The sequence below is a fragment of the Streptomyces monashensis genome (genome assembly GCF_001866665.1).
In the GTDB taxonomy this organism is placed as follows: domain Bacteria; phylum Actinomycetota; class Actinomycetes; order Streptomycetales; family Streptomycetaceae; genus Streptomyces; species Streptomyces monashensis.
In genome coordinates, this window is sequence record NZ_MLYO01000009.1 from 90,753 (window position 1) to 113,266 (window position 22,514).

The window sequence follows — 22,514 nt, forward strand, 5'->3', positions numbered from 1 at the left end:
CCAGGAGTTGAACCACGGACCAGAAGCGGTACATGACTCGGTCGCCGCCTGATCCGGGCATGCGGCCGAGCGGGCAGGACGCGACCGGCGTCCTGCCCGAGCCCGTGCAGCAGCCCGTTCATCCCCGCGTGGGCGTCTCCAGCGGCACAGCCGTCGGCGCCTCGTCCGCCGCCGCCCGGTGGTCGAAGGCGATGAGCGGGTCACCGGTCAGGGGATGGTCGACCACCGCCGCCCGCACCCCGAACACCTCCGCCATCAGCGCGGGCGTGAGGACGTCCCGCGGCGGCCCGGAGGCGACGACCGCTCCCTCGTGCAGGACGTGGAGACGGTCGCAGACGGAGGCCGCGGCATTCAGGTCGTGCAGCGACACCAGGGTCGTACGGCGCTGGGCCCGCAGGAGGACGAGCAGGTCGACCTGGTGGCGGATGTCGAGGTGGTTGGTCGGCTCGTCCAGCACAAGGACGTCCGGGTCCTGCGCGAACGCCCTTGCCAGCAGGACACGTTGACGCTCACCACCGGACAGGGCCGTGAAGCGGCGTCCGGCCGCCTCCGCCATGCCGACGTCGGTGAGCGCCTGCGCGACGACGTCCCGGTCGGCGGCGTCCTCACCGGCGAAGGCCCGCTTGTAGGGCGTACGGCCCATCGCGACGACCTCGCGGACCGTCAGCTCGAAGTCGCTCCCGCGCTCCTGCGGCAGGGCGGCCACGTGCCGCGCCGACTGGAGCGGGGTCATCTCGCGCAGCTCGGTGCCGGCCAGCAGGACCCGCCCGGCGGTGGGCTTCAGGTGCCGGTAGACGGTGCGCAGGAGCGTGGACTTGCCGCTGCCGTTCGGACCGACCAGGCCGGTGATCTCGCCCTCGGCGGCGACGAGACGGGCACCCGCGACCACCGTACGGCCGGCGTAGGCGACGTGCAGGTCCTCGATGTCGATCCTCAACTGCCGCTCCCCAGGCGCCGGTCCAGCAGGTACAGCAGGGCCGGAGCCCCGAGCAGCGAGGTGACCACGCCCACCGGCAGCTCCTGCGTGTCCATCGCCGTACGGCACACGATGTCGACCACGACCAGCAGCAGAGCGCCGAACAGCGCGGAGACCGGCAGGAGGCGCCGGTGACCGCCGCCGACGACCAGGCGGCACACATGCGGCACCATCAACGCCACGAACGCGATCGCGCCGGAGACCGCCACCAGGACACCGGTCAGCACGCTGGTCACGGTGAACAGCTCCCGGCGCAGCCGGGTGACGTCGATGCCGAGTCCGGCGGCCGTCTCGTCGCCCATCAGCAGGGCGTTCAGGCCCCGGGCGCGTGCCTGGAGCCACAGCAGTGCGGCGGGTACGGCGACGGCGGGCAACGCGAGCAGTTCCCACGTCGCTCCGCTGAGGCTGCCCATGAGCCAGAACAGGACGCTGTGGGTCTGCTGCTCGTCCCCGGCCTGCAACACCAGGTAGCTGGTGAACCCGGAGAGGAACTGGCCGATCGCGACCCCGGCCAGCACCAGCCGCAGCGGCGCGAACCCTCCGCCGCGCCGGGCCACCGCCCACACCAGCGCGAACGTCGCCAGCGCGCCCGCGAAAGCCGCCCCGGACAGTCCCAGTCCCAGTGCCCCGCCCGCGCCGAGGCCGAGGACGATCGAGACGACCGCGCCGAGGGAGGCGCCGTTGGAGACACCCAGCAGATAGGGGTCGGCCAGCGGGTTGCGCACCAGCGCCTGGACGGCCGTACCGACGACACCGAGGCCCGCGCCGACGAGGGCGGCGAGAAGGGCGCGCGGCACACGGAGCTGCCAGACGATGAGGTCGTCCGTGCCGGGGCGCGGAGCCTCGCCGGACAGTCTTCGCCACACCACACTCCACACCTCGCCGGGCGGGATCGACGTCGAGCCGCAGGCCACGGCGGCCGTCAGCGCGGCCAGCAGTGCCACGGCCAGAACGGCCGCCACCGGACCGGCGGGCAGGCTGCCGCGCTCCTTTGCGGCCGCGGCATTCCGGCGCACCAATGTGAAGGCCACGATCAGGCGACCTTGCCCGGGTACAGGGCCTTGGCGATGGCCTCGACCGTGTCGGCGTTCTCGACTCCCGCGATGGTGGTCCGCTCGGAGCCGATGCGCAGGAAGTGGCCGTCCTTGACCGCCTTCAGGCCCTTGGTGGCGGGGTTGGACTTCAGCCACTGCTCGGCCTCGTCGAACGCCTTCTTGTTCGCCGCGTCAGTGCCGCGGTTGCGGACGCCGAGCTGGATCCAGTCGGGGTTCTTGGCGATGACGTCCTCCCAGCCGACCTGCTTGTAGTCGCCGTCGCAGTCGGCGAAGACGTTGCGGGCTCCGGCCAGGGTGATCACGGCGTTGGCGATCTGGCGGTTGCAGGTGGCGGAGGGCTGCTTGGTACCGGCGTCGTAGTCGAAGAAGAAGTAGGTCGGCCGGTTGCCCTGCGCCGTACCGCTGACCGCTTTCTGGACGGCGGCCACCTTCTCCTTCATCCCGGCGACGAGTTTCTGCGCCTGAGCGCTCGTGCCGGTGACCGCGCCGAGGGAGGTGATGTCGGCCTCGACAGCTGACAGATCGGTCACCGGGCTCTTGCTCTGGGCAGCGCAGGCGGTGGACTTCAGGTAGATGTGCTTGATCCCGGCCGCCTTGAACTCCTCCGCCGTCGGCGCGTCTCCCATCCCTCCGCCTCCCATGCTTCCCATGGAGGCGAAGGTGTCGATGTAGAGGTCGGCGCCGGAGCCGAGCAGCTTCTCCTTCGGGATCACGGTCTGGCTGAGCACCTTGATCTTCTGCGCCTGTGCGTCGAGTGCGCCGGGCAGCGTGCCCTTGCCGGGCGGGAAGCCGGTGCCGATCACCTGGTCGCCGGCGCCGAGGCGGAGCAGCAGTTCCAGGCTGGAGGCGTTGCTGGTGACGATTCTCCTCGGGGCGCCGGCGAAGGTGGTCCTGGCGCCCGTGCAGTCGGTGACGGACACCGGGTAGCCGCCGGAAGCCGCCTTCCCGGCCTGCCCCGCGTTCCCGTCCGCCGTGTCCTTCCCCCCGCCGCCGCAGCCCGCCAGCAGCAAGCCGCTGAGCCCGACGGCCGCGGTACCGCCCCACACACGAGAACGCATCGAACAACTCCCGGATCCACTCGGTACACGGGCGAGCCTGCGCCACCCGCTCCAGTAGTCGGAGCGAAGGCGCCCTGAGTTCCCGGCCGGTTGGCAATCCGGCGCAGGTGAACCGCTCCCCGCACCGGCGCCGAGGGTGCCGGTGCCGTTCTTCGAGCCGGCACCGGCACCCTCCTGGCGCTCAGGCCGCCAGCGCGGCGGGCTGGTCCTCCCGCACTGCCTTGACGGCGTGGGAGGTGCCCCCGTCGTCCAGCAGGTCCATCAGCGTTGCGCGGGCTCGGGCCACGCGGGAGCGGACCGTGCCGATCGGGCAGTCGCTCACCTCGGCGGCCTCCGCGTAGGGCAGACCGAGCAGCTGCGTGAGGGTGAACGCCTCCCGGCGGTCATCGGGCAGTGAGGCCAGCAGATCCAGCAGGGCGATGCCGTCGTCAAAACCGGGCAGGTCGCACGGCTGGGTCAGTTCAGCGACCAGCTGCCAGTCCGGTACGTCGGCCAGGCGCGGGCGAGCGGCGGCGTACCGGTAACTGTCGATCACCGCCCGTCGGGCGATGGACAGCAGCCAGGCACGCGCCGAGGAACGGCCCTCGAAGCGGTGCAGACTGCCGAGCGCGCGCAGGAACGTGTCCTGCGCCAGGTCGTCCACGGCCTGGGGGTCGCCGCACAGATGGGCGACGTAGCGCTGGACGTCCCGGTGCAGGGCGCCCACGAACTGCTCGACCGCGTCCGCGTCACCGCCTCGGGCGGCCAGCGCCCATGCGGTGATCGATTCGTCGAGCGCTGCCGGAGTTTCGTTCCGGGTGCGCGGGGTGGGCAGGGCAGAGGTGATCACCTGGTGTCCTTCTCGGGTCAACCATGATCCGGACCAGGGCGCGCCACAGCGCGAGGTCCGGTGAGAGTGGGAGAGACGGCCCTACGGCGTCGCTGTGGCGCCACGGCGCCTGCGCGGTCGTACGGCCGTGGCCCGAGGCACGCACGGAGAGCCGGGCGGCCTCGGGAAACCAGCTGTCTTCAGACGACAGCGGTTCCCACGGGCGGACCTCGAGAGGTGATCGCGTGGACGAGAAGCAGGAGACGCGGCGCCCGGCCGGCCCGGCGGCGCCGCAGGTGGACGCGCGGGCGGTCCGGAGTGTCGGGCAGGGCCAGCAGCAACCGCAGCGGCGCCGCCAGCCGTCCGGCCGCCGCCCGCAGGATCCGGAAGGCGGCCTTCTCACCGTAGGCCAGCCACAGGCCGCTCAGCACCGCGGCGAGCAGGTGGGCGGCGAGCATGCCGAACGACGACGAACCGCCGTCCATGGAGTGCCCCATGTGATCCATGGGGCTCATGCCCGTGTGGCCCCCGTGCATGGCGCCCATGTCCATGGAGCCCATGCCGCTCATCTCCATGGAGGCCGAGCCGTCGGACGTGCCGGTCGTCGACTGGGCGTAGGAGAACGCCTCGTGGAGCACCGTCTGGGCGGCGACCACGACCGTCACGATCAGCGGCAGCCCGCGCTCACGCCCCGCCAGACACCAGCCCACGGCACCGGTCACGGCCCCGCCGGCGGCCAGCGCCCACGTGGGCACGTCGGTGCCGGACATCAGGACGTGGCCCAGGGCAGCGAGCAGCACGCACATGGCCGCGAACACCGCGGCCCGTGTCGCGCGAGCACACCACCCTGCTGTCATGGTGCCTCATCCTCGCATCCGGGCTTCGGTCGTCGTGCGTGGGTACGGACCTCCACGGGGGACCGTACTCAATCCGCGGGGTGTGATCCAGCCCACGACAACCGGCTGGAACTCGACGACACTCTGCCCCGACCTCTGGGAGAGGACTTCTCCGCCCTCAGAGCGGGCGATCACGGACCACCGGCGCCCGGACGGACCACCACCGCGATCGTCTCGACCGGCGCGCTGCGCTCGAAGTGGAGCGTGAACGGCACGAGATCGCCCGCCCGCCAGCCGGAGCCGGCCCGCAGCGTCAGGTCCACACCGCGCGGCGACATGGACAGCACGCCGCCCGCGGGGACGCCGGCCGAGGTCACGTCCGTCTTGTAGGCGGCCCGGCCGCCCAGCATGCGGTGCCCGCTGAGGGTGATGCGGCTGTGCGTGGCGTTGGACGTCACGCTCACCAGCCGGTCGTCCGCGCCACCGACGTTGGCGATGTCGAAGAGCGCCGCGGTGTCCGTGCCGTCGCCGTACGGCAGGAGGACCCGCCCGTTCGAGACGGTGATCCGGGCCGGGCTGCCCGCCTTCCCGGCCCCGGCCCAGGTCGTGAGTCCGCCCAGGGCGAGGCTGCAGGCGGCCACGGGCGTGAGCGCGGCGAGGAGGGTGTCGGTCATGCGACGGCGCGTGGGTCGCCAGAGGTTCTGCTCGGTCATCGGGTACGCCTCCGGGCGGGAGCGGGCGAGGGCTGCCAGGCGCGCAGCCGCAGGCTGTTGCCCACGACCAGCAGGGAACTCACCGACATCGCCGCCGCGGCGAGCATCGGATCGAGCAGGCCGACCATGGCGAGCGGCACGGTCACGACGTTGTAGCCGAAGGCCCAGACGAGGTTGGCCCGGATCGTGCCCAGCGTGCGCCGGGCGAGCCGGACCGCGTCCGCGAGCGCCTCGATGTCCCCGCGCACCAGCGTCACGTCGGCGGCCCCGATGGCCGCGTCCGTGCCGCTGCCCATGGCGATGCCCAGGTCGGCGCCGGCCAGGGCTGCGGCGTCGTTCACCCCGTCGCCGATGACCGCGACGCGGTAGCCCTGCTCCCGCAGGTCCCGTACGAGGCCGGCCTTGGCCTCGGGGGTGCAGCGGGCGTGCACGTCATCGATGCCCAGGGCCGCGGCCACGGCCTGCGCGGGTGCCTCACGGTCACCGGTGGCGAGGACCGGGCGCACCCCGAGGCGCCGCAGCCGGTCCACGGCCCGGTAGCCGCCGGGTCGCACCACGTCCCCGACCTCGATCAGGGCCTCGGCCACCCCGTCCACCCAGACCAGGACCGGCGTGTGGGCGGCGGCCTCTGCCACCGACAACGCGTCTGCCAGGGCGGTGGGCAACTCGCCGTCACAGGCGAGGACTTCCACCCGCCGGCCCTCGACCAGGCCGCGCACGCCCCGCCCCGGCACGGCGGCGAACTCGCTCACGTCCGGCAGCGTCCCCTCGGGGAGTTCCCGCCGGGCGCAGGAGGCGATCGCCCGGCCCAGAGGATGCTCCGAGCCGTGCTCGACGGCCCCGGCCAGCCGCAGCAGGGCCTGCCTGCCCAGTCCGTCGGGCACGACCGTGACGCGCGCGACGGTCATGTGGCCGGAGGTGAGCGTGCCGGTCTTGTCCAGGACGACCGTGTCGATGTGCCGGAGCCCCTCCAGCGCCTGGGGTCCGCCGACCAGGACGCCCAGTTGGGCACCGCGGCCGGTCGCGGCCATCAGCGCGGTCGGCGTGGCCAGGCCGAGCGCGCACGGGCAGGCCACGACGAGCACGGCCACACACGCGGTGACGGCGGCCTGCGGGTCGGCTCCGGCGCCGAGCCAGAAGCCGAGACACGTGACGGCCAGCGCCAGCACGACGGGGACGAAGACGCCTGCCACCGTGTCGGCCAGTCGCTGCGCCCGCGCCTTGCCGGCCTGGGCCTCGGTCACCAGCCGGGTGATCCGGGCCAGCTGGGTGTCGGCACCGACGGCCGTGGCCTTCACGAGGAGGCGCCCGCCGGCGTTGACGGCGCCGCCGGCCACCGCCGAACCCGGCCCGACCTCGACGGGCTCGCTCTCCCCGGTGACCAGGGACAGGTCGACGGCCGAACTGCCCTCCACCACCTGCCCGTCGGTGGCCACGCGCTCCCCCGGCCGCACGACGAAGACATGCCCGAGCCTCAACTGTTCGGCGGGAACGAGCCGTTCGTCGCCGTCTTCGCGGATCGTCACCTCCTTGGCGGCGAGTTGGGCCAGCGACCTGAGCGCGGCCCCGGTCCCGCGCCGGGCCCGCGCCTCCAGGAACCGCCCCGCCAGGACGAACAGCGGTACGCCGACGGCCGCTTCGAGATAGAGGTGCGCCGCGCCGTCCGAAGCCGAGGGCACCAGGGTGAACGGCATCCGCATGCCGGGCTCCCCCGCGCCCCCGAGGAGGAGCGCGTAGGCGGACCAGGAGAAGGACGCCGCCACACCGAGCGACACCAGCGTGTCCATGGTCGCCGCCGCATGCCGAAGCCCACGCGCCGCACGCACATGGAAGGGCCACGCGCCCCACACCGCGACCGGCGCGGCCAGCGCGAAGCACAGCCACTGCCAGTTGCGGAACTGCAGCGCGGGCACCATCGACAGCACGAGCACGGGCACCGCGAGCAGCGCGGTGATCAGGAGCCGGTCCCGTTCCCGGCGGGCGTCGTCGGACTCGCCCGCGTCGGTGCCCTCGCGCTTCTCCGACTGCTGGGGCGGTGCGGGCAGGGCGGCCGTGTAGCCGGCCTTCTCGACGGTGGCGACGAGTTCCCCGGGGCTGATCCGCGGCGGGTGGCTCACCCGCGCCTGCCCGGTGGCCAGATTGACGGTCGCCGTGACCCCGTCCAGCCTGCCGAGCTTCTTCTCGACCCGCCGTACGCAGGCCGCGCAGGTCATGCCGCCGACGGTCAGGTCGGTCGTCACCAGGCCGACGGCCACCGGTTCTCCGCCCATCAGTGGCCACCCCCGTGCATGTCCCCCATGTCGTCCGTGCCGCCGCCCCCACCGGAACCGCCGGCACCCCGGCTCGTGCCGGTGCCGTGCATGCCGGGCGCGACGGGCCCTGCGGCGGCACCGACGGCGTACGACACCGAGAACACCAGCGCCAGCAGGAGAAGGAATCCGCACAGGGCGGGCGGCGGCACCAGCTTCCGCGACACCGCACCGGCGCCGGAGGAGATGTGCCGGGACTCGTCCATCAACCGTGTCTCCAGATAACGTCCGTACGGCGTCGGTCGGATCGCGCCGTGCTGCATCAGGAGTCGGGGCCTGCGGGGGACGAGTTCCGGAGCGATGTTGTGGTCCGGGTCACGTGAGGGACAACTGTGTCCGGGCCATGGCGGCGGAACGGTGCCCTGCCGACGGCTGCCGTCGGCAGGGCGGTGGCGCTACTCCGCCCGGGATCCGGCGGAACGGCCGCGCACGACCGCGAAGCCCGCCGCGGCCAGGCCCAGCACGCCGACGACCAGCCCGGCGATGCCGAGACCGCGGGCGGTCGAGTCGCCGGCCGAGGCCGTCGACCCGGCGCTGCCGGAGCCCTTCGAACCCGCCGGCGAGGCGGTCGCGGTGCCGGTACCGTCTTCCGCGCCCTTGGCGGTGAGCTTGAGCACGGGCGCCGGGTTCTCCGGTGCCTGGCCGCCCTGCGCCTCCTCGATCCAGCGGACGATCTTGCCGTCGGAGTACGTCTGGAGGGTCTTGAAGGTCAACTGGTCGGCGTCGTCGGGCAACTGGCCGAAGGCGACGTTGAAGTCCTCGTACTGCCCGGGTGCGATCTTTCCGCCGCTGAAGGTGATCTCGGAGACGGCGTCGGTGATGGTGCCGTCGTCGGTCTTGACGGGCGTCTTGAGCTTGGTGTCGGTGACCTGGGCGGTCCAGCCGTCCTGCGGGTGGACCAGCACGCCGAGGACGGGGTGGTCGGTGGGCAGGAAGACCTGGACCCGGGTGGTGGAGGCGTTGTCCTCCTCGTTGGGCACACGGAAGGTCAGCACGCCGTCGGTGGCGCCCTTGGCGTAGCTGTCGGGGTGGACGGTGACATGCGCGGAGGCCACGCCCGCGGCGGCGAGAACTCCGGCGGCGGTCAGGGCCGTGACGGCGCCGGCGCGGCGCAGGATGGTGCGGGTCCTGGACATGAGGTGAGGGATCTCCGTACGGAAGAAGGGACGTCGGGGTCAGATCGCGTACGACTGCGCGTACGACATCCCCGTCGGCGGCCCCCGCCGGTGAACGGTGTACCTCAGCCGTACCTGCCCGGGCGCCCACGGCTCACCGGCGGCCCGGCGCACAAGCCCTGGCCCGGCCGGCGCGCGGCGCGTCCCGCCGGTCACCTGCCACCAGGCGGCGAGCCCCGGCACGAAGGCGACCGCCCACCGCAGCAGCGACCACAGTGCCACCTCGCCGCGCCGCAGCCACCAGGTCAGCAGCAGGGCCGCCCCGGCATGCGCGGCGGTGGCGTGCGGTGCCGGCGCGTGGGGCGCCTGGACCATCCGCATGCCGTGCATGACCATCGCGGCGTGACGGGGCTCGGCGGCGTGGAAGACAAGGTGCAACCCGCCCTGGGCGGCCAGCGTCCCCGCGCCGATGGCGGTCGACGACCGCTCACGGCCGGCCAGCAGAGAGCCGGCCGCGAAGACCGGCACGAACCCGGCGACCTGCACCCACACCGACGGCGCCATGCCCGTGGCCATGGCATGGCCTCCGGCAGCGAGCAGCACGCACAGCACGGCGAACACCGCCGCGCGCACGCTCCGCACGGCCAGGGACACTCTCACGGCACCTGATGCTGCCACGCGTCCAAAGGATCTCTCCCCCGGCCCAGGCACACGCATCACCGCCCACGGAACTGTTACCCGGTCGACCTGCCTCCTCCTTATAGGTCGGACGGGAGCGCCGTTCAGTTCCCGGCCACTTCGGCGGCATCGAAGCACCGGTGGCACTCCGAGGAACACGGGCGCGCACCCGCCGCCTCCGGGCCCCTGAACGTGGCGACGGGTTCCGGCCCGCTGGTGTCGGACATGCTGATCCACCTCCGTGGCATGGGGTGTGCCGCAACTGCACGACACCGGGCCGCCCGACCCTCCCGACCGACCGGGTGTTCCGCACCGGGTGTTCCACATCACACCAACGGCACGGAACTCGCCGCTCCACTCGGCCGACAGCTGACGTGACACCCATACGTCGCAGGAGCAGCTCCCATGTCCGTCGAACCGCCCACCAACGCCCCACCCCGCACGGCCGGCGACGCCGGTGGGACGACCCCGGGCCCTGCCTCTGCGGCGACTCTCTCGGCCTCGCGCACACTGCGCCCCCTGGTGCTGCGCCTGCACTTCTACGCGGGCGTGTTCGTCGCGCCCTTCCTGCTCGTCGCGGCGGTCACCGGACTGCTGTACGCGGGCTCGTTCCAGGCCGAGAAGATCGTGTACGCCCACGAACTGACGGTTCCGGTCGGCGACCACAAGCTGCCGATCTCCCAGCAGGTGGCCGCCGCCCGCAAGGCCCACCCCGAGGGCACCATCTCCGCCGTGCGGCCGTCACCGCAGCCGGATGCGACCACACGCGTACTGCTGTCCGGGGTGAAGGGCACAGCCGCCGACCACACCCTCGCCGTGTTCGTGGACCCCTACACCGGCACGGTGCGCGGCGCGCTGGAGCAGTACGGCTCCACCGGCGCCCTGCCGCTGCGCAGCTGGATCGACGAGCTCCACCGCGACCTGCACCTGGGCGACACCGGCCGCCTGTACAGCGAGTTCGCCGCCAGCTGGCTGTGGGTGATCACGGGTGGCGGGCTGCTGCTGTGGTTCGGCCGGCGCCGCACCCGCCGCACGGTGCGCGGCACCACGGGGCGGCGCCGCTCCCTGACCCTGCACGGCACGGTGGGCGTGTGGGCGGCCGGCGGCCTGCTCTTCCTGTCGGCGACCGGCCTGACCTGGTCCGCCTACGCCGGAGCGAACATCGGCGACCTTCGCCAAGCCCTCGGCCAGTCCACCCCCTCCGTGGCCGCGACGGTGAGCGGGCACGAGGGACACGGCTCCATGGCAGGCATGGACATGAACAGCATGGACATGGGCTCGCGCTCCGGCGCACGTTCCGACGTGGGTCTCGACGCCGTCCTGAAGACGGCCCGCGCCGAGGGCCTGTCCGACCCGGTCGAAATCGTGCCGCCCGCGGACTCCAACTCCGCCTACGTCGTACGGCAGATCCAGCGCAGCTGGCCGGAGAAGCAGGACTCGATCGCCGTCGACCCGGCCACCGGCAAGGTCACCGACGTCCTGCGCTTCTCCGACTACCCGCTGCTGGCCAAACTGACCCGGTGGGGCATCGACGCCCACACCGGCACCCTGTTCGGCCTCGCCAACCAGATCGCGCTGGCCGGCCTCGCCCTGGCTCTGATCCTCCTCATCCTGTGGGGCTACCGCATGTGGTGGCAGCGCGGCCGCGGCTCCGCCTTCGGCCGCCCGCCTCCCCGCGGTGCCTGGCGGCAGGTGCCGGTGTACGTACTGGTGCCCTGCGTCGCGGTGGTCGCCGTCGTCGGCTACTACGTCCCGTTGCTCGGGATCCCGCTCGCCGCCTTCCTCGCGGTGGACATCCTGCTCGGCTGGACCACCCGCCGCCGCACCGGGCACGCACACGCCTGAGCACGGGCCTGCTGCCACGGCGCCAACGCCTGCGACATCGCCGCATCCAGGCCCATGAGTCGGCGGGCGTCACGCGTGGCACACGCCGTGGTTGACCATCTGGGTGTGGCGTGCGACCACCGGACGGGCGCTCTTGGCCAGGGACTTCACGAGCGGGCTGGTGCCCGAGGCGATCTCCTTGTCGATGAGCGCCAGGGTCTGCACGTGGGCCGGGTACTGGGCCTTGAGCCAGGCGACGTCGTACGCGGGTGTCCCGGCGAGGGACTTGAGAGCGGCGGTCTGCCTCAGTTGCGCGGCCGATTGCCCGGACGGCAGTGCCACGCCGAGTTGTGCCGCGGTCTTGACGACACCGGCATCAAGGGCGCGGTGGTCGCGGATGAACTCGGCGCCGACCCGCTTGACGCAGGCGGTGGTCGCTGCGCTCTGAGCTTGCCCGCTGACCGCGATCTCCCACAGATTTCCCTGGTGGGCTGCGGTCAGGAGCTGCCTGTCCAGGGGGGAGACCGCCGACGGTGAGGGCGACGAGGACGCGAGAGCCGGGAGCGACGTGGCACCCATGACACAGACAGTGGCGGCGCAGACGGCGGCGGAACGGGCACGGGATCGAGTCGTGTGCATGAGTCCTCCACAGGTCGCACGTGCAGGCCCGACGAAATCCCCATCCTTGTCACGCGAAGAATGAAAACCGCACCTATGCCATGGTTCACCCGGTTGGGTTGCTCGGCAACCGAGGCCCCCGGGGACGGCGGGCTCCTCTCCGGCGACACCGGCCTCTACCGCGACCGCACCACAGTCGAGCGGGCCGTCGACAACGGCCGCGCCGCGCTCACGACCTGCGGATCGGTCTCGGGTGGGCGTGAAGGGCGTACCTTCCGACATGGCCGTGTCGAACGTACAGGAAGGTCACCACCGCGACCGGGGTGACCGAGGTGAAGGCCCCGCGCATCAACGACAAGCGCACCGACGACGCAACCCGATCGCAGCGGAGCAACCGGCCTGGCCCGCTGAACTCCTTCGGGAACCGGGACATGGAGCCGGCCAGGCGGCCGAGGTCGCTGCGGCCGTGCAGAAGGTCTTCGACGAACTCCCGGCGAGCGGCCGCCTCCTCGGCTTCCGCGCCCGCTCGTGTCCCTCGGCGAAGGCGTCGACGGCGTGCTCGACCGCCGTCAGCACACGCTCGGTTGCGGCGGACGGCAGCGTGGGCCATACGGCGCGAGTCGCCGACAGGTACCTGCGCACCGGGATCCGCAGCCCCTGGCCGGCCTCCGCGGCGCGCTCTCCCTGGGCACGCGGGGCCTCCCGTTCGTGGCGCGTGAGCCGTCGGCCGGTCGCGCAGACCTCGGTCAGGATGCGGGCACAGTCCGTCAGCTCGTCATCGGTCATCTCCCACGCCATCACGCGTTTCCCCCCGGCCCGTTGACACGTTCCGAGCAGCGGCTGCCCGATGTGCGACTCCCCCGTCGGCACAGCCAGGTTCCCACGTGCGGCCCTCGGGGGACATTGCCTGTTCCCGGCCATCTTTACGCGACTTTGATGCCACGCTGACGCACCGCACACCGTCCGGGCAGCGCGATGCCGATCCGGACGAGGAACCGCAGGAGCGGAGGCCGGTGCCGCCACCGGGATACGCCGCGTCGAGTGCTTCCGCACGGTCCGTGTATGCGGTGACGCGGATGATCAGGCCGTCGGCCAGGTCGTAGACCTGGTACACCGTGGGCGCTGGCCCGGGCCCGGGTGCGGCACCCGCGCGGCGCAGGCCGAGAACGACGGCTGCCGGATAGGTGAAGGTCTCGTCGACCGTCGTACGCGGTCCGTCGGCGCCCGGGCGGGCACAGTGGCTGAGGACGCAGGAGCGGCCCCGGCGGACGCTGACGCCGTCTTCGGGTGGTCCGCAGGTCACGTCCGGATGCAGCAGCCCGGCCAATGACGGCCAGTGCGCGGCTTCGACGGCTGCGCGCAGGCGGGCGGCCATGGTGCTCGGGCTGGAGGACATCGGGACCTTTCCGGGTCGCGGGGTTGGCGACACCCCGAACGTGTTCACGGTCTGCGTGGTCCCGCTCCCTCCTGGACGGGGCCGGAGCCACGGTTCTCGGTCACCCACGACGGAATCGAGGCGAGCCGTCGCAGGGGCGGCCCCTGCCTCCCCGTGAGCGAGATGCCCGCGAGGCGTTGCGCACCGGGCAGGTTGGAAAGCCGCAGGGCGGCGCGGCGGATTCGCAGGTGTCGTGGTGACTCGGGTACGAACCAGCGGGCCACTCGCCGGGCCGCCTGCTGCTTGTGCGTGATGACGGGCCGCCAGCGCCGTTCGTAGCCGTGCAGTGCGTCCTCGATGCGGGCGGTGCGGGCGAGTTGGTCCGCCAGGACGTACGCGGCGCCGATCGCCAGGGAGGCGCCTTGTGCGGCGAGGAGGGAGACCGCCTGGCAGGCGTCGCCGACCAGGACGACCCGGCCGCAGCTCCAGGCGGGAAGGGTCGTCTGGGCGACGTGGTCGTAGTAAATCCGGGAGGACGGCGGGCAGTTGTCCAGGATGCGGGGCGTGAGCCAGCCGAGCGTGCCGTACTCGTGGCGCAGCGCCGCCCGCACGTCGGCGGGAAGACGGGCGCCGGTGGCGCGGTGCACGGCGAACACGGCGACCGTGCCGTCGCGCAGCGCGTACAGGCCCATCTGCCGGCCGATGGTGTCGGTGAGGCAGAACCGGTCGCCCACTTCCGCGTGCACCTCGGGATCGTCGAAGGTGAACGCGGCGGTGTGGTAGCCGAGGTGGCGGACGTACCGCGCCTCGTCGCCGAAGGCCAGGGCGCGCACGGTGGAGTGGATGCCGTCGGCGCCGACGAGCAGGTCGGCGTCGATGCTGTCGCCGTCGGTGAGGGTGACACGCACTCCGTCCGGGCGGGCGTCGATGCCGGCCGGGCCCACGCCGAAGCGCAGACGCACCGCGAGGGACAGCCGCTCTCGCAGGGCGAGTTCGAGGTCGGGCCGCATGATGCTCAGCAGGCGCCCGTCCAGGAAGCGCGCGAAGCGGTCGTAGCGGATCCCGACCCGGCACTCACCGTGTTCGTCCACGAGGGCCGCCTCGGAAACCTGATAGCTCAGCTCTTCCAGGGCGGGCAGCATGCCCATGGCCTCGGCCGCGTCGTATCCGGGCCCGAAGAAGTCGATCATGTAACCGTCGGTGCGTGGCCGCGGCTCCTTCTCCAGGACGACGACGTCCCAGCCGAGCACGTCGTGCAGCCGGCCGGCCAGCGCGAGTCCCGCGATCCCGGCCCCACAGATGACGACCCTCATTCGGTGTACACCACCTCTCTCCGGCCTCTAAGTTTTGCACTATGCAAAGCTCATGCGTCAAGAAGGCCCGCAGACAACGAAGACTCATCGGAGCGGACCAACGACCGGACAGGCGGCGCGCGGCACGAGGTGCCGGCCGATCAAGCCGAGAAAGTTGTCGGCGAAAGCGCCGCTCGCGCGGGTGCGGGCGGGCCCGAGGGCCGTTCGGTCCCGAGGCGCGGACAGGTGGTGCGCACCCTTGTCTTCTTTTGCATAATGCAAAAATAAGGAAGGGGAATCGATGAGCGGCATACGGGCAGCGACGGACACGGAGCAAGGAGCCGACACGACGGCACGAAGTCTCACGCCGGCGCCGACGATCGCGGGCCTGAGGAACGCCCCCTGGGGTGTGACGGCACTGGCCGTGGTGGTCGGCGCCGGAGCGGGCGTCGGCTCGGTCGTCTTCCGCTGGTGCATCAAGACCTTCACCCGCCTGCTGTCCGGGCGCACCGACTACTCCGCCGCCCCCGGCGCGAGCAATCCGCACATACCGTGGCTGGGCCCGTATTTCGTACTGCTCGTGCCAGTGATCGGCGGTCTGCTGTACGGACCCCTGGTCAACCGGTTCGCCAAGGAGGCCCGCGGGCACGGCGTGCCCGAGGTCATGCTGGCCGTCGCCCAGCGCGGCGGTCGGATCAGCCCCAAGGTCGCCGTCGTCAAGACGCTCGCCTCCGCCCTGACCATCGGATCCGGCGGATCGGTCGGCCGCGAAGGCCCCATCGTGCAGATCGGCTCGGCACTCGGCTCCACTCTCGGCCGGGTGACCAAGGCGACCGAGAGCCGCACGAAGCTCCTGGTCGCCTGCGGCGCGGCGGGCGGCATCGCGGCCACGTTCAACGCACCGCTGGCCGGTGTCTTCTTCGCCATGGAGCTGATCCTCGGCACCTTCTCGGCGGAAGCCTTCGGCGCCACGGTGCTGGCCAGCGTCACCGCGAGCATCATCGGACGGGCCTCCTTCGGCGACGTCGCCTTCCTGACCCTGCCCGCCTTCCACGTCGCCCACGTCGCCCAGTACGGCCTGTTCGCCCTGCTCGGCGTCGTCGCGGCCGTGGTCGGCATGGGCTTCGCCCGTTTCCTCTACCTGATCGAGGACGCCTGCGACTGGCTCTGGCGCGGCCCGGAGTGGCTGCGCCCCGCGGTCGGCGGACTGGCTCTCGGGCTGGTGCTGCTGGCACTGCCCGAGATGTACGGCGTCGGCTACCCCGTCCTGGAGAAGGCGACCGAGGGCGGCTACGCGGTCGGCTTCCTGCTCCTGCTCCTGGCCGGCAAGATGCTCGCGACCAGCCTCACCATCGGCATCGGCGGCTCGGGCGGCGTCTTCGCGCCCAGCCTGTTCATCGGCGCGATGCTCGGCTCGGCCTACGGCATCGGCGTCCATGACCTGATACCCGGCACCGCCGGGGCGGTGGGCGCGTACGCCCTGATCGGCATGGGCGCCACCTTCGCCGGCGCGGCCCGGGCACCGATCACCGCCGTGGTCATCCTCTTCGAGCTGACCGGCGAGTACTCGATCATCCTGCCACTGATGCTGGCCATCGTCCTGGCCACCGCCACCAGCCGCCTGCTCTCCCGCGACACCATCTACACCCTCAAGCTCCGCCGCCGCGGCATCGACCTCGAAGGCCCCGTCCCCGGAGCGGCGATCGGCACCCAGCACGTCGGGACCGTCATGGAACCGCTGCCCTCACTCCTGCCCGCGACCACAGCCCTGGCGGACGCCGCCGATCTCCTGAGCCTCTCCGGCCACGGAGCCCTCCCGGTCGTCGACGGCACCGGGGAGTACGTCGGCGTCGTCACCGCGCAGGCCGTGGCCGAGGCCCTCGCCGAACAGCCGGACGCCGCACCGCGGACGATTGCCCAGCTCGCGGCGCCGCCCGCACCCGTGACACCCGAGCAGCCCCTCGCCCAGGCCCTGCACGCCTTGCTGTCGGCCTCCGGAACCGGGGTACCCGTCCTCGACGCGGAGCGGGGCAAGCCGGTCGGATGGCTCAGCCACCAAAGCGCGCTGCGCGCCGTGCACGCGACCACCTGACCGCACCCCAGGCCTGCGGACACGGATGGGAGGCCACCTACGACATCGATGTGACCATGAACGATCACGGTCACATCATCGCCACCTACCACCTCGGCTGCAGGCTCGTACGCCCACCGCTCCAGTGGCCACGCTGCCCCGACTGCGCGGGCTGCAAGACCCGCGTCATGCGACCGGGGCGCGTGGCGTCGGCCCGGCCGCACGAGAGATGGCGCCGATGGAGGCGAACCACGCGGCGCCGCCCTGAATCCGGCTCCGGGAACATCGGAACAACGAACGCAGCCTCGCCCGGACCGCCGGGATCCCCGACGGCGGGTTGACCAGCGACGGGCCGTCATGCGGCGGCCGGAGCGTTCCGGGCGTGACCGACCGCAATCGTGTCAGGCGTCGTGCGTCAGCGCTCCGTCCACCATCCAGCCGAGCGGGTACGGTTCCGGATCGTCCGCCCCCGGTGCCGGAGGCTCGCCTCCCGCCTCGTTGAAGGCACCCAGCGCCTCGACGAGTGCCAGCCGCTCCATCGGGCGGAGCCGTTCGACGATGGCGGCGATCTCGGCACGACGCCGGGCGGTGACTTCCTCGACGGTGCGCCGACCCTCCTCGGTCAGCCGCAGGAGTGTCTCGCGACGGTTGGCGGGATTGGCCTGCCGGTCGGCGAGCCCGGCGGAGATGAGCCGGTCGACCATCCGCATGGCGGTGGAGGGTGCCACCTGGAGCAGTTCGGCGAGCTCGACCAGCTTGGTCGTCCCCCTGGTGGACAGCACCACCAGCATCCGGAACTGGGCGACGGTCACCCGCTCCTCCACCGCGGCGAGCGAGCGGGCGGAGACCGCCACCAACAGACGCGACGCAGTCAGCACCGCTCTGGTGACCGCATCAACATCGTCCAAGGCACCCGTGGGGGTCTGTCGCTCCGCCATACGTCCTTTCTACCGTGCCGAGGCCGCTGTTCTCTCCCTCGATGGGAACAGGTATTCACCCCGAGTGGTCGTGACAGCGGAGCAAGAGCATCGCGGCGTCGCCATGGAACGGCCCGGCAGCGTGCCGGACCAGGTCCTCACGCAGCGCATCGAGGGCGCGGTCCGCGTCCGGTTCCTTCAGCACGCCCACCCGGTCACCGAGCGGACAGAAGGAGCCTCCCGGTTCCCTGGCTTCGATGACACCGTCCATGTGTACCAACAGCTGCTGATCGCCGGACGCGAAGCCCACCCGACAGGGCATCGGCCCCTCGGTCCTGTGCGCGCCCAGACCCAGCGGCAGGGCGAAGGAGTCCGGTTCCGGGGAATCGGCCCGGCCGTCCTCACGGACGATCATCGGAGCCGGGTGCCCGTAGTCTGAGCACCTACTGGCACGTCGACCATCCCTCGCTCTGTGCCCCTGCTGAGGCTCGGCGTTGAGGTTTGCTTCCCGGTCCCGACCGACCCGCAGGCCGGTCAGGGGTTCCCGTCGTGCGCCGCCGCGGCGGGACCCGTCAGCAGTAGCCGCACCGCGCATGCACCGTTCAACGGGCTCGAACGAGGAAGAGCCAGAAGACCAGCACGGGCAGGACCAGGGCTCCGGCGACGGCGTTCAGCCCGCCGAAGCCGAGGGTGTGCATCAGAGGTCCGGCCAGACCGGCGCCCACCGCTGCGACGACGTTCATCGCGGTGTCCGTCATACCCTGCACTCCAGGCCGAAGAGCCGCGGGCGTGGCGTCGCTGAGCATCGCGGAGCCGGCCACCAGGCTGAACGACCAGCCCAGCCCGAGGAGGAACAGTCCTGCCATCACCATGGCGACCGAGCCGTGGCTCAGGCCCGACAACAGCGCGGACGCGATGGAAACGGCCTGTCCGGCGACCGCGGTCGGCAGGTGCCCGATCCTGTCGGCGAGCCGGCCGACGACGGGCGAGAACGCGTACATTCCCAGCAGATGGCCGCTTATGGTGAAGCCGACAAGGGTGAGAGTGGCTCCGTCTGCGACCATGCTGACGGGTGTCGTCGTCATGACCGCGCCCATGACCGTGTTGGCCATGACGATGGTCACGAACGCGAACGCCGCGCGTGGCGCGTGGCGCGTGGCGCGTGGCGCGTGGCGCGTGGCGCGTGGCGCGTGGCGAAGATGACGCAAGCCCGCCCGCAGTGTGCCGACCTGTAACTCCCGCGTGTCTGGCACGGCCTTGCCCGAAGCCGCCTCTACGCGTGTTCCGGTCCCCCACTGCTCTTCCGTGTCCGGTTGCTGTCGGGCGAGCACCAGCGGGTCGGGGCGCGGCCAAGCCCACAGCAGTGCCGATGCCAGCGCCATGCAGAAGGTGGCCAGGACGAACGCCCCGGTCAGTCGAGGCAGGTGCGACATCGATGCCACGCCGGCGCCTGGATCGGCGAGATTCGGCCCGACCACGGAGCGGGAGTAGCCCCCGTCGGCCGGCCCGACAGAGAGCCGCCTCTGAACTGTTCCCGAGGGTCAGAGGCGGCTTTTGCCCTTCACGGGACCGCCGGTCCGGCCGTTGGCGGCTCGGGAGCGGCAGAACAGGAGCTGCTTCGGCGAGGCGCTCGTGAACGGGGAATGATCGTAGTCCCCGTAGCGTTGCGCGACGTCGAGCCCGGCCAGCCGGCAGAGCGCCAGGAGTTCCTCGGGAAAGAAGCAGCGCATGCTGACCTTTTTGGTGCGTACGCACACGCCGTCGCGTAGGTAGTCCAGTGTGAAGCGCAGCACTTGGGCGGCGGCGTCGTAGCGTGTCGTCGCTCGCACGTCGAGTGTCGTCCCGTCCCGGTCCACGACCGACTTGTGGTGGTAGGGCGACTCGGGGAGCCGGCACAGCTTGGCCAGGTCGGGGTTGAACACGTCCAGGATCAGGGTCCCGCCCGGTCGCAGCACGTTGCGCGCCGAGGTGAGGAACGCGACCACGGAATCCAGGTCGTGCAGGTGCTGCATCGCGTTGGTCGCCGAGAACACCAGGGCGAACCGCCTGTCGGAGCGGATGTCTCGGCAGTCCTGTTCCAGCCACTGGACCGGCAGTCGCTCGCCCTCGGCCCGCTGACGGGCGCGGGCGAGCATCGAGGGCATGATGTCAAGCCCTGTGACATCGACACCCACCCGCGCGATCGGCAGGGTGATGCGCCCGGTTCCGCACGCCACCTCCAGGACCGGACCGCCCGCCCGGACCGCTTGGCCGAGGAAGAACGGGATGTCGTGGGTGCGCGCGGCGAACTCCTGATCGTAGAAGTCCGCGTCGTCGTACACGGCCAGGTCCTTCAGTGGCTTCATCGCGCCGCCGCCGACGTCGGGCCGAAAGCGTCGGCAAGGCTGGTCAGGACGGAACCGGACCAGCTGCTCTCCCCGAACACGCTGACCGGCATGGCGAGCACGCCGCACTCGCGCTGGAGCGTCTCCGCTGGAATCCCAACCGGGAAGAAGTAGTTGCCGGGACACGTCCGGCTCGCTGTGGGAATCGCCCCGATCACGTCGTCCGGCAACCTCTCGAACAACCGCTCGGCCCGTGCGGCCAGTTCGTCGACGACCTGCCGGGGCACGTCGCTGTGCTCGGTCAGCAGACGGTCGGCGAGCCTCAGTTGTGCCGGTGACGGCGGATCCGCCCGGAACGCTTCGGCCAGCTCGGCTTGCGCCGGACCGAGCAGGACCACGCCGAACGTGCGTGGCCACAGCCATCCCTTGGTGACCGAGTGCAGCAGGACCGCACGACCGGTGTCCAGCAATCGCCGTGTGCCGACAGCGAATGGGGCTCCCAGGTCGTAGACGCTGTCGATCAGCAAGCAGCGGCGTGGTGATTCCCGCAACCACGACATGACCGCGGCGCACTCGGCATCGGACAGGTACAGGCCGAGCGGCTTGCTGGGGTTGACGAGCAGCAGGTATTCGGGTCGGTCGTCCGCCGGCGACGTCGGCAGGGCCGGCACCGGCAGCGTCGGGTAGGACACGGGCGCCAGACCCGCAGCGCGTGCCAGCTCGAAGTAGACCGGGTACACGTCGCTGGGCAACCACAACCGCGCCCGCACGGCGCGCAGCCAGTGGAACACCACACCGAGCCCGTGACGGACGCCTCGACAGACCATGGCGTGGCCGGACCAGTCCTCCGGCAGCTCGAAGCGCCGCAGCCAGGCACGGGCGAGATCGCACCGGTGCACCGTACTCATGTCGGCCGGCGGTTCCGGTCGCACCGGAGCGAGCGCCCCGTACACGTTGGTCTCGGCGGCGTCCAGAAGCAACGAGGAGGCGCTGAGCTGCCGTTGCCGGAATTCCTGGAACTCGTCGAACCTCATGCCACCACGCCTTCCGGCGCGATCTCGCTGGCCCGGTCCTCCAGGGAGGCGTAGCAGCGTCCGTCGGCCATGACGTTCCAGCTGCGTGCGATCCCGCTGGTGCGTTCCCAGAGCAGGCTGGGCTCGGTGTAAGCGGCGATCCGCATCGGCCGCCCGTCCCAGCTGCCGTGGTAGACCGGCGCGCCCCAGGGCAGGCGGCTCGCCAGTTCGAAGCCGTGCTGCTCGACGAACCGGGTGACGACGGACAGCGAAACCTGGTGCTGTCGGCTCCAGACGTTGGCGGCGCGGTCGAAGTAGAGCGACTCGGTGCTGGTGGAGACGTAGAGCTCCTTGAAGCAGACTTCCTCGACACCGAGCGCCGCGGCCCACGAAAGGTAGTCGGCGACGCCGGCCGCGTCGGCGACGCCGCCGTGCTGCAGCACGCAGATCAGCCTCATCCGCAGCCGCGGCCAGCGGTCGCGTTCCACGCGCCAGGTGTCGACCACAGAGCTCACCGGCGTGCGCAGCATCATCAGCCGCTCGCTGACGGCGTCGTCCTGATGATGCCGGGAGACCGACAGCACGCTCAGGCCCGCGGCGCTCAGGGCCGCCAGCCGGTCGGCCCGGTCAGCGTGCCCGCCCTTCGCCAGGGTGTGCGCGTTGGTGATCAGGACGACCTTCGGGAAGGCCGCCGAGCAGGCGGACACCAGCCGCAGCTGCTGTTCGAACGGTATGAGTGTGGGCTCCCCGCCGCCGGTGATCACCGCACGCTCGGCACCCGCCGCACGGGCACGCTCCAGCCAGTGGGCGACCGCGTCCCACGGGACCCGTGCCGGCGCCTGGTCGCTGGAGATCGAAGCCGAGGAGAAGCAGAACGAACACCGGGCCTGGCAGGCGGAGGCGACCGGCAGAAGCGAGACCGAGCGCGGTCGCGTGTCGGCGTAGCGACGCTGTGCCGATCCGTGCAGGTGCAGGGAGGCCGCCATCGCGTCCTCGACGGTTGTCGGGCGCAGAGTGAACTCGTCGCCCGCTTGGTCGAGTTCGTGGACCGCTGACAACCGGATGCGAGCCTCGTGCCATTCCATGCCGAGGCCGGTCGACACGTTGGGCACCAGCCTGTCGGGGTCCACCGTGGTTTCCAGCACCAGCAGCCGGTCGCCCGGAATGGCCAGTCGGTCCAGCAGGCGTCGCGCCTTGCCGATGCCGATACCCAACTCCGCACGGGTCAGCAGGTGGAACCGGTCGGGATAGGTACTCTCCGGAATCCCCGCCTTACCGTAGGCGAACGCGTACTTGTCGAAGCCCTTCGCGAAGTTCGACAGCACGATGACATGGAAGCGCTGGTCGCTCTGGTTCATTCCGTCATCATGCAGGAACGGCCCCGGACGACATGGGCCGTACTGCCCGTACTGCCCGTACTGCCGGCGGAACGCGGTGTCCCGATCCGATCCAATCCGATCCGTCGTCGACGACACACCCCGCATGTCGGCCGGTGGTGACGAGTTCCGTGTCCGAGAGGTGAGTCGGCGGCT

Annotated in this window: 20 protein-coding genes and 1 pseudogene; 2 read left to right on the forward strand and 19 right to left on the reverse strand. The window is 71.7% G+C overall.

Annotated elements, in window-relative coordinates; all coding sequences use genetic code 11:
• Positions 1–118: 118 nt before the first annotated feature.
• The 10 genes from BIV23_RS01810 to BIV23_RS01855 form a co-directional block, all read right to left on the reverse strand.
• A complete protein-coding gene (locus tag BIV23_RS01810) occupies positions 119–937 on the reverse strand; it encodes an ABC transporter ATP-binding protein (RefSeq protein WP_071378916.1) in 819 nt (272 codons plus the stop codon).
• Positions 934–2,007, reverse strand: coding sequence for a FecCD family ABC transporter permease (locus tag BIV23_RS01815; RefSeq protein WP_107471032.1), 1,074 nt, complete (start codon positions 2,005–2,007; stop codon positions 934–936). Before BIV23_RS01815 ends, BIV23_RS01810 begins: the two co-directional genes overlap by 4 nt.
• A 2-nt stretch (positions 2,008–2,009) precedes the next feature.
• A complete protein-coding gene (locus BIV23_RS01820; RefSeq protein WP_071378917.1) occupies positions 2,010–3,089 on the reverse strand; it encodes an ABC transporter substrate-binding protein in 1,080 nt (359 codons plus the stop codon).
• Between the two features lie 181 nt (positions 3,090–3,270).
• The gene (locus BIV23_RS01825) at positions 3,271–3,918 is read right to left on the reverse strand and encodes a sigma-70 family RNA polymerase sigma factor (protein ID WP_071378918.1); all 648 of its coding nucleotides are present in this window, start codon (positions 3,916–3,918) and stop codon (positions 3,271–3,273) included.
• A gap of 179 nt (positions 3,919–4,097) precedes the next feature.
• Positions 4,098–4,754: a hypothetical protein gene (locus tag BIV23_RS01830; protein ID WP_071378919.1), complete on the reverse strand. Its 657-nt coding sequence runs from the start codon at positions 4,752–4,754 to the stop codon at positions 4,098–4,100.
• A 170-nt stretch (positions 4,755–4,924) separates the two neighbouring features.
• Complete coding sequence (locus tag BIV23_RS01835) at positions 4,925–5,407, reverse strand: copper chaperone PCu(A)C (protein WP_342746342.1); 483 nt, start codon at positions 5,405–5,407, stop codon at positions 4,925–4,927.
• A gap of 35 nt (positions 5,408–5,442) precedes the next feature.
• On the reverse strand, positions 5,443–7,716 hold the full coding sequence (locus BIV23_RS01840) for a heavy metal translocating P-type ATPase (RefSeq protein ID WP_071378921.1): 2,274 nt from the start codon (positions 7,714–7,716) through the stop codon (positions 5,443–5,445).
• Positions 7,716–7,961 carry a hypothetical protein gene (locus tag BIV23_RS01845; RefSeq protein WP_071378922.1) on the reverse strand — a complete coding sequence of 82 codons (246 nt, stop codon included), beginning with the start codon at positions 7,959–7,961 and terminating at the stop codon, positions 7,716–7,718. The genes BIV23_RS01840 and BIV23_RS01845 overlap by 1 nt, the downstream gene beginning before the upstream one ends.
• 189 nt (positions 7,962–8,150) lie before the next feature.
• On the reverse strand, positions 8,151–8,891 hold the full coding sequence (locus BIV23_RS01850) for a YcnI family protein (protein ID WP_071378923.1): 741 nt from the start codon (positions 8,889–8,891) through the stop codon (positions 8,151–8,153).
• 39 nt (positions 8,892–8,930) lie between these two features.
• Positions 8,931–9,530 (reverse strand): hypothetical protein, encoded by a 600-nt coding sequence (locus BIV23_RS01855; protein ID WP_245790288.1) that lies wholly within the window; start codon positions 9,528–9,530, stop codon positions 8,931–8,933.
• Positions 9,531–9,953: 423 nt separating this feature from the next.
• Here BIV23_RS01855 and BIV23_RS01860 point away from each other — a divergent pair, with 423 nt between their 5' ends.
• Positions 9,954–11,393, forward strand: coding sequence for a PepSY-associated TM helix domain-containing protein (locus BIV23_RS01860; protein ID WP_071378924.1), 1,440 nt, complete (start codon positions 9,954–9,956; stop codon positions 11,391–11,393).
• 69 nt (positions 11,394–11,462) lie between these two features.
• Here BIV23_RS01860 and BIV23_RS50095 read toward each other — a convergent pair whose 3' ends face one another.
• The 3 genes and pseudogenes from BIV23_RS50095 to BIV23_RS01880 all read right to left on the reverse strand — a co-directional run bounded on the left by BIV23_RS50095 (position 11,463) and on the right by BIV23_RS01880 (position 14,678).
• The gene (locus tag BIV23_RS50095) at positions 11,463–11,951 is read right to left on the reverse strand and encodes a DUF4142 domain-containing protein (RefSeq protein WP_071378925.1); all 489 of its coding nucleotides are present in this window, start codon (positions 11,949–11,951) and stop codon (positions 11,463–11,465) included.
• A gap of 460 nt (positions 11,952–12,411) precedes the next feature.
• A pseudogene (locus BIV23_RS51410) lies at positions 12,412–12,776 on the reverse strand (PucR family transcriptional regulator); the annotation flags it as partial.
• Positions 12,777–13,430: 654 nt separating this feature from the next.
• Entirely contained in the window at positions 13,431–14,678 is a 1,248-nt protein-coding gene (locus tag BIV23_RS01880) for an FAD-dependent monooxygenase (RefSeq protein ID WP_071378928.1), read from the reverse strand.
• Positions 14,679–14,958: 280 nt separating this feature from the next.
• Here BIV23_RS01880 and BIV23_RS01885 point away from each other — a divergent pair, with 280 nt between their 5' ends.
• On the forward strand, positions 14,959–16,749 hold the full coding sequence (locus tag BIV23_RS01885) for a chloride channel protein (protein WP_071378929.1): 1,791 nt from the start codon (positions 14,959–14,961) through the stop codon (positions 16,747–16,749).
• A 380-nt stretch (positions 16,750–17,129) separates the two neighbouring features.
• On the opposite strand, the gene BIV23_RS01890 is transcribed toward BIV23_RS01885, so the two are convergent.
• From BIV23_RS01890 to BIV23_RS01915, 6 genes are all read right to left on the reverse strand, one after another.
• A complete protein-coding gene (locus BIV23_RS01890; protein WP_071378930.1) occupies positions 17,130–17,666 on the reverse strand; it encodes a MarR family winged helix-turn-helix transcriptional regulator in 537 nt (178 codons plus the stop codon).
• A 55-nt stretch (positions 17,667–17,721) separates the two neighbouring features.
• Complete coding sequence (locus BIV23_RS01895; RefSeq protein WP_079172868.1) at positions 17,722–18,240, reverse strand: SpoIIE family protein phosphatase; 519 nt, start codon at positions 18,238–18,240, stop codon at positions 17,722–17,724.
• A gap of 7 nt (positions 18,241–18,247) precedes the next feature.
• Positions 18,248–19,123 carry an MFS transporter gene (locus BIV23_RS01900; RefSeq protein ID WP_143079031.1) on the reverse strand — a complete coding sequence of 292 codons (876 nt, stop codon included), beginning with the start codon at positions 19,121–19,123 and terminating at the stop codon, positions 18,248–18,250.
• A gap of 63 nt (positions 19,124–19,186) precedes the next feature.
• Complete coding sequence (locus tag BIV23_RS01905; protein WP_071378933.1) at positions 19,187–19,990, reverse strand: class I SAM-dependent methyltransferase; 804 nt, start codon at positions 19,988–19,990, stop codon at positions 19,187–19,189.
• Positions 19,987–21,003 (reverse strand): aminotransferase class I/II-fold pyridoxal phosphate-dependent enzyme, encoded by a 1,017-nt coding sequence (locus tag BIV23_RS01910; RefSeq protein ID WP_071378934.1) that lies wholly within the window; start codon positions 21,001–21,003, stop codon positions 19,987–19,989. The genes BIV23_RS01905 and BIV23_RS01910 overlap by 4 nt, the downstream gene beginning before the upstream one ends.
• The gene (locus BIV23_RS01915; protein ID WP_071378935.1) at positions 21,000–22,340 is read right to left on the reverse strand and encodes a radical SAM family protein; all 1,341 of its coding nucleotides are present in this window, start codon (positions 22,338–22,340) and stop codon (positions 21,000–21,002) included. The genes BIV23_RS01910 and BIV23_RS01915 overlap by 4 nt, the downstream gene beginning before the upstream one ends.
• Positions 22,341–22,514 lie beyond the last annotated feature (174 nt).

Excerpts from the sequence above, each read along its gene's own strand:
- BIV23_RS01860 (WP_071378924.1), top strand. The coding sequence starts at position 9,954 with ATGTCCGTCGAACCGCCCACCAACGCCCCACCCCGCACGGCCGGCGAC.
- BIV23_RS01850 (WP_071378923.1), bottom strand. The coding sequence starts at position 8,891 with ATGTCCAGGACCCGCACCATCCTGCGCCGCGCCGGCGCCGTCACGGCC.
- BIV23_RS01820 (WP_071378917.1), bottom strand. The coding sequence starts at position 3,089 with ATGCGTTCTCGTGTGTGGGGCGGTACCGCGGCCGTCGGGCTCAGCGGC.
- BIV23_RS50095 (WP_071378925.1), bottom strand. The coding sequence starts at position 11,951 with ATGGGTGCCACGTCGCTCCCGGCTCTCGCGTCCTCGTCGCCCTCACCG.
- BIV23_RS01830 (WP_071378919.1), bottom strand. The coding sequence starts at position 4,754 with ATGACAGCAGGGTGGTGTGCTCGCGCGACACGGGCCGCGGTGTTCGCG.
- BIV23_RS01845 (WP_071378922.1), bottom strand. The coding sequence starts at position 7,961 with ATGGACGAGTCCCGGCACATCTCCTCCGGCGCCGGTGCGGTGTCGCGG.
- BIV23_RS01890 (WP_071378930.1), bottom strand. The coding sequence starts at position 17,666 with ATGGCGGAGCGACAGACCCCCACGGGTGCCTTGGACGATGTTGATGCG.
- BIV23_RS01880 (WP_071378928.1), bottom strand. The coding sequence starts at position 14,678 with ATGAGGGTCGTCATCTGTGGGGCCGGGATCGCGGGACTCGCGCTGGCC.
- BIV23_RS01895 (WP_079172868.1), bottom strand. The coding sequence starts at position 18,240 with ATGCGCGGTGCGGCTACTGCTGACGGGTCCCGCCGCGGCGGCGCACGA.
- BIV23_RS01915 (WP_071378935.1), bottom strand. The coding sequence starts at position 22,340 with ATGAACCAGAGCGACCAGCGCTTCCATGTCATCGTGCTGTCGAACTTC.
- BIV23_RS01910 (WP_071378934.1), bottom strand. The coding sequence starts at position 21,003 with ATGAGGTTCGACGAGTTCCAGGAATTCCGGCAACGGCAGCTCAGCGCC.
- BIV23_RS01905 (WP_071378933.1), bottom strand. The coding sequence starts at position 19,990 with ATGAAGCCACTGAAGGACCTGGCCGTGTACGACGACGCGGACTTCTAC.
- BIV23_RS01840 (WP_071378921.1), bottom strand. The coding sequence starts at position 7,716 with ATGGGCGGAGAACCGGTGGCCGTCGGCCTGGTGACGACCGACCTGACC.
- BIV23_RS01835 (WP_342746342.1), bottom strand. The coding sequence starts at position 5,407 with ATGACCGACACCCTCCTCGCCGCGCTCACGCCCGTGGCCGCCTGCAGC.
- BIV23_RS01885 (WP_071378929.1), top strand. The coding sequence starts at position 14,959 with ATGAGCGGCATACGGGCAGCGACGGACACGGAGCAAGGAGCCGACACG.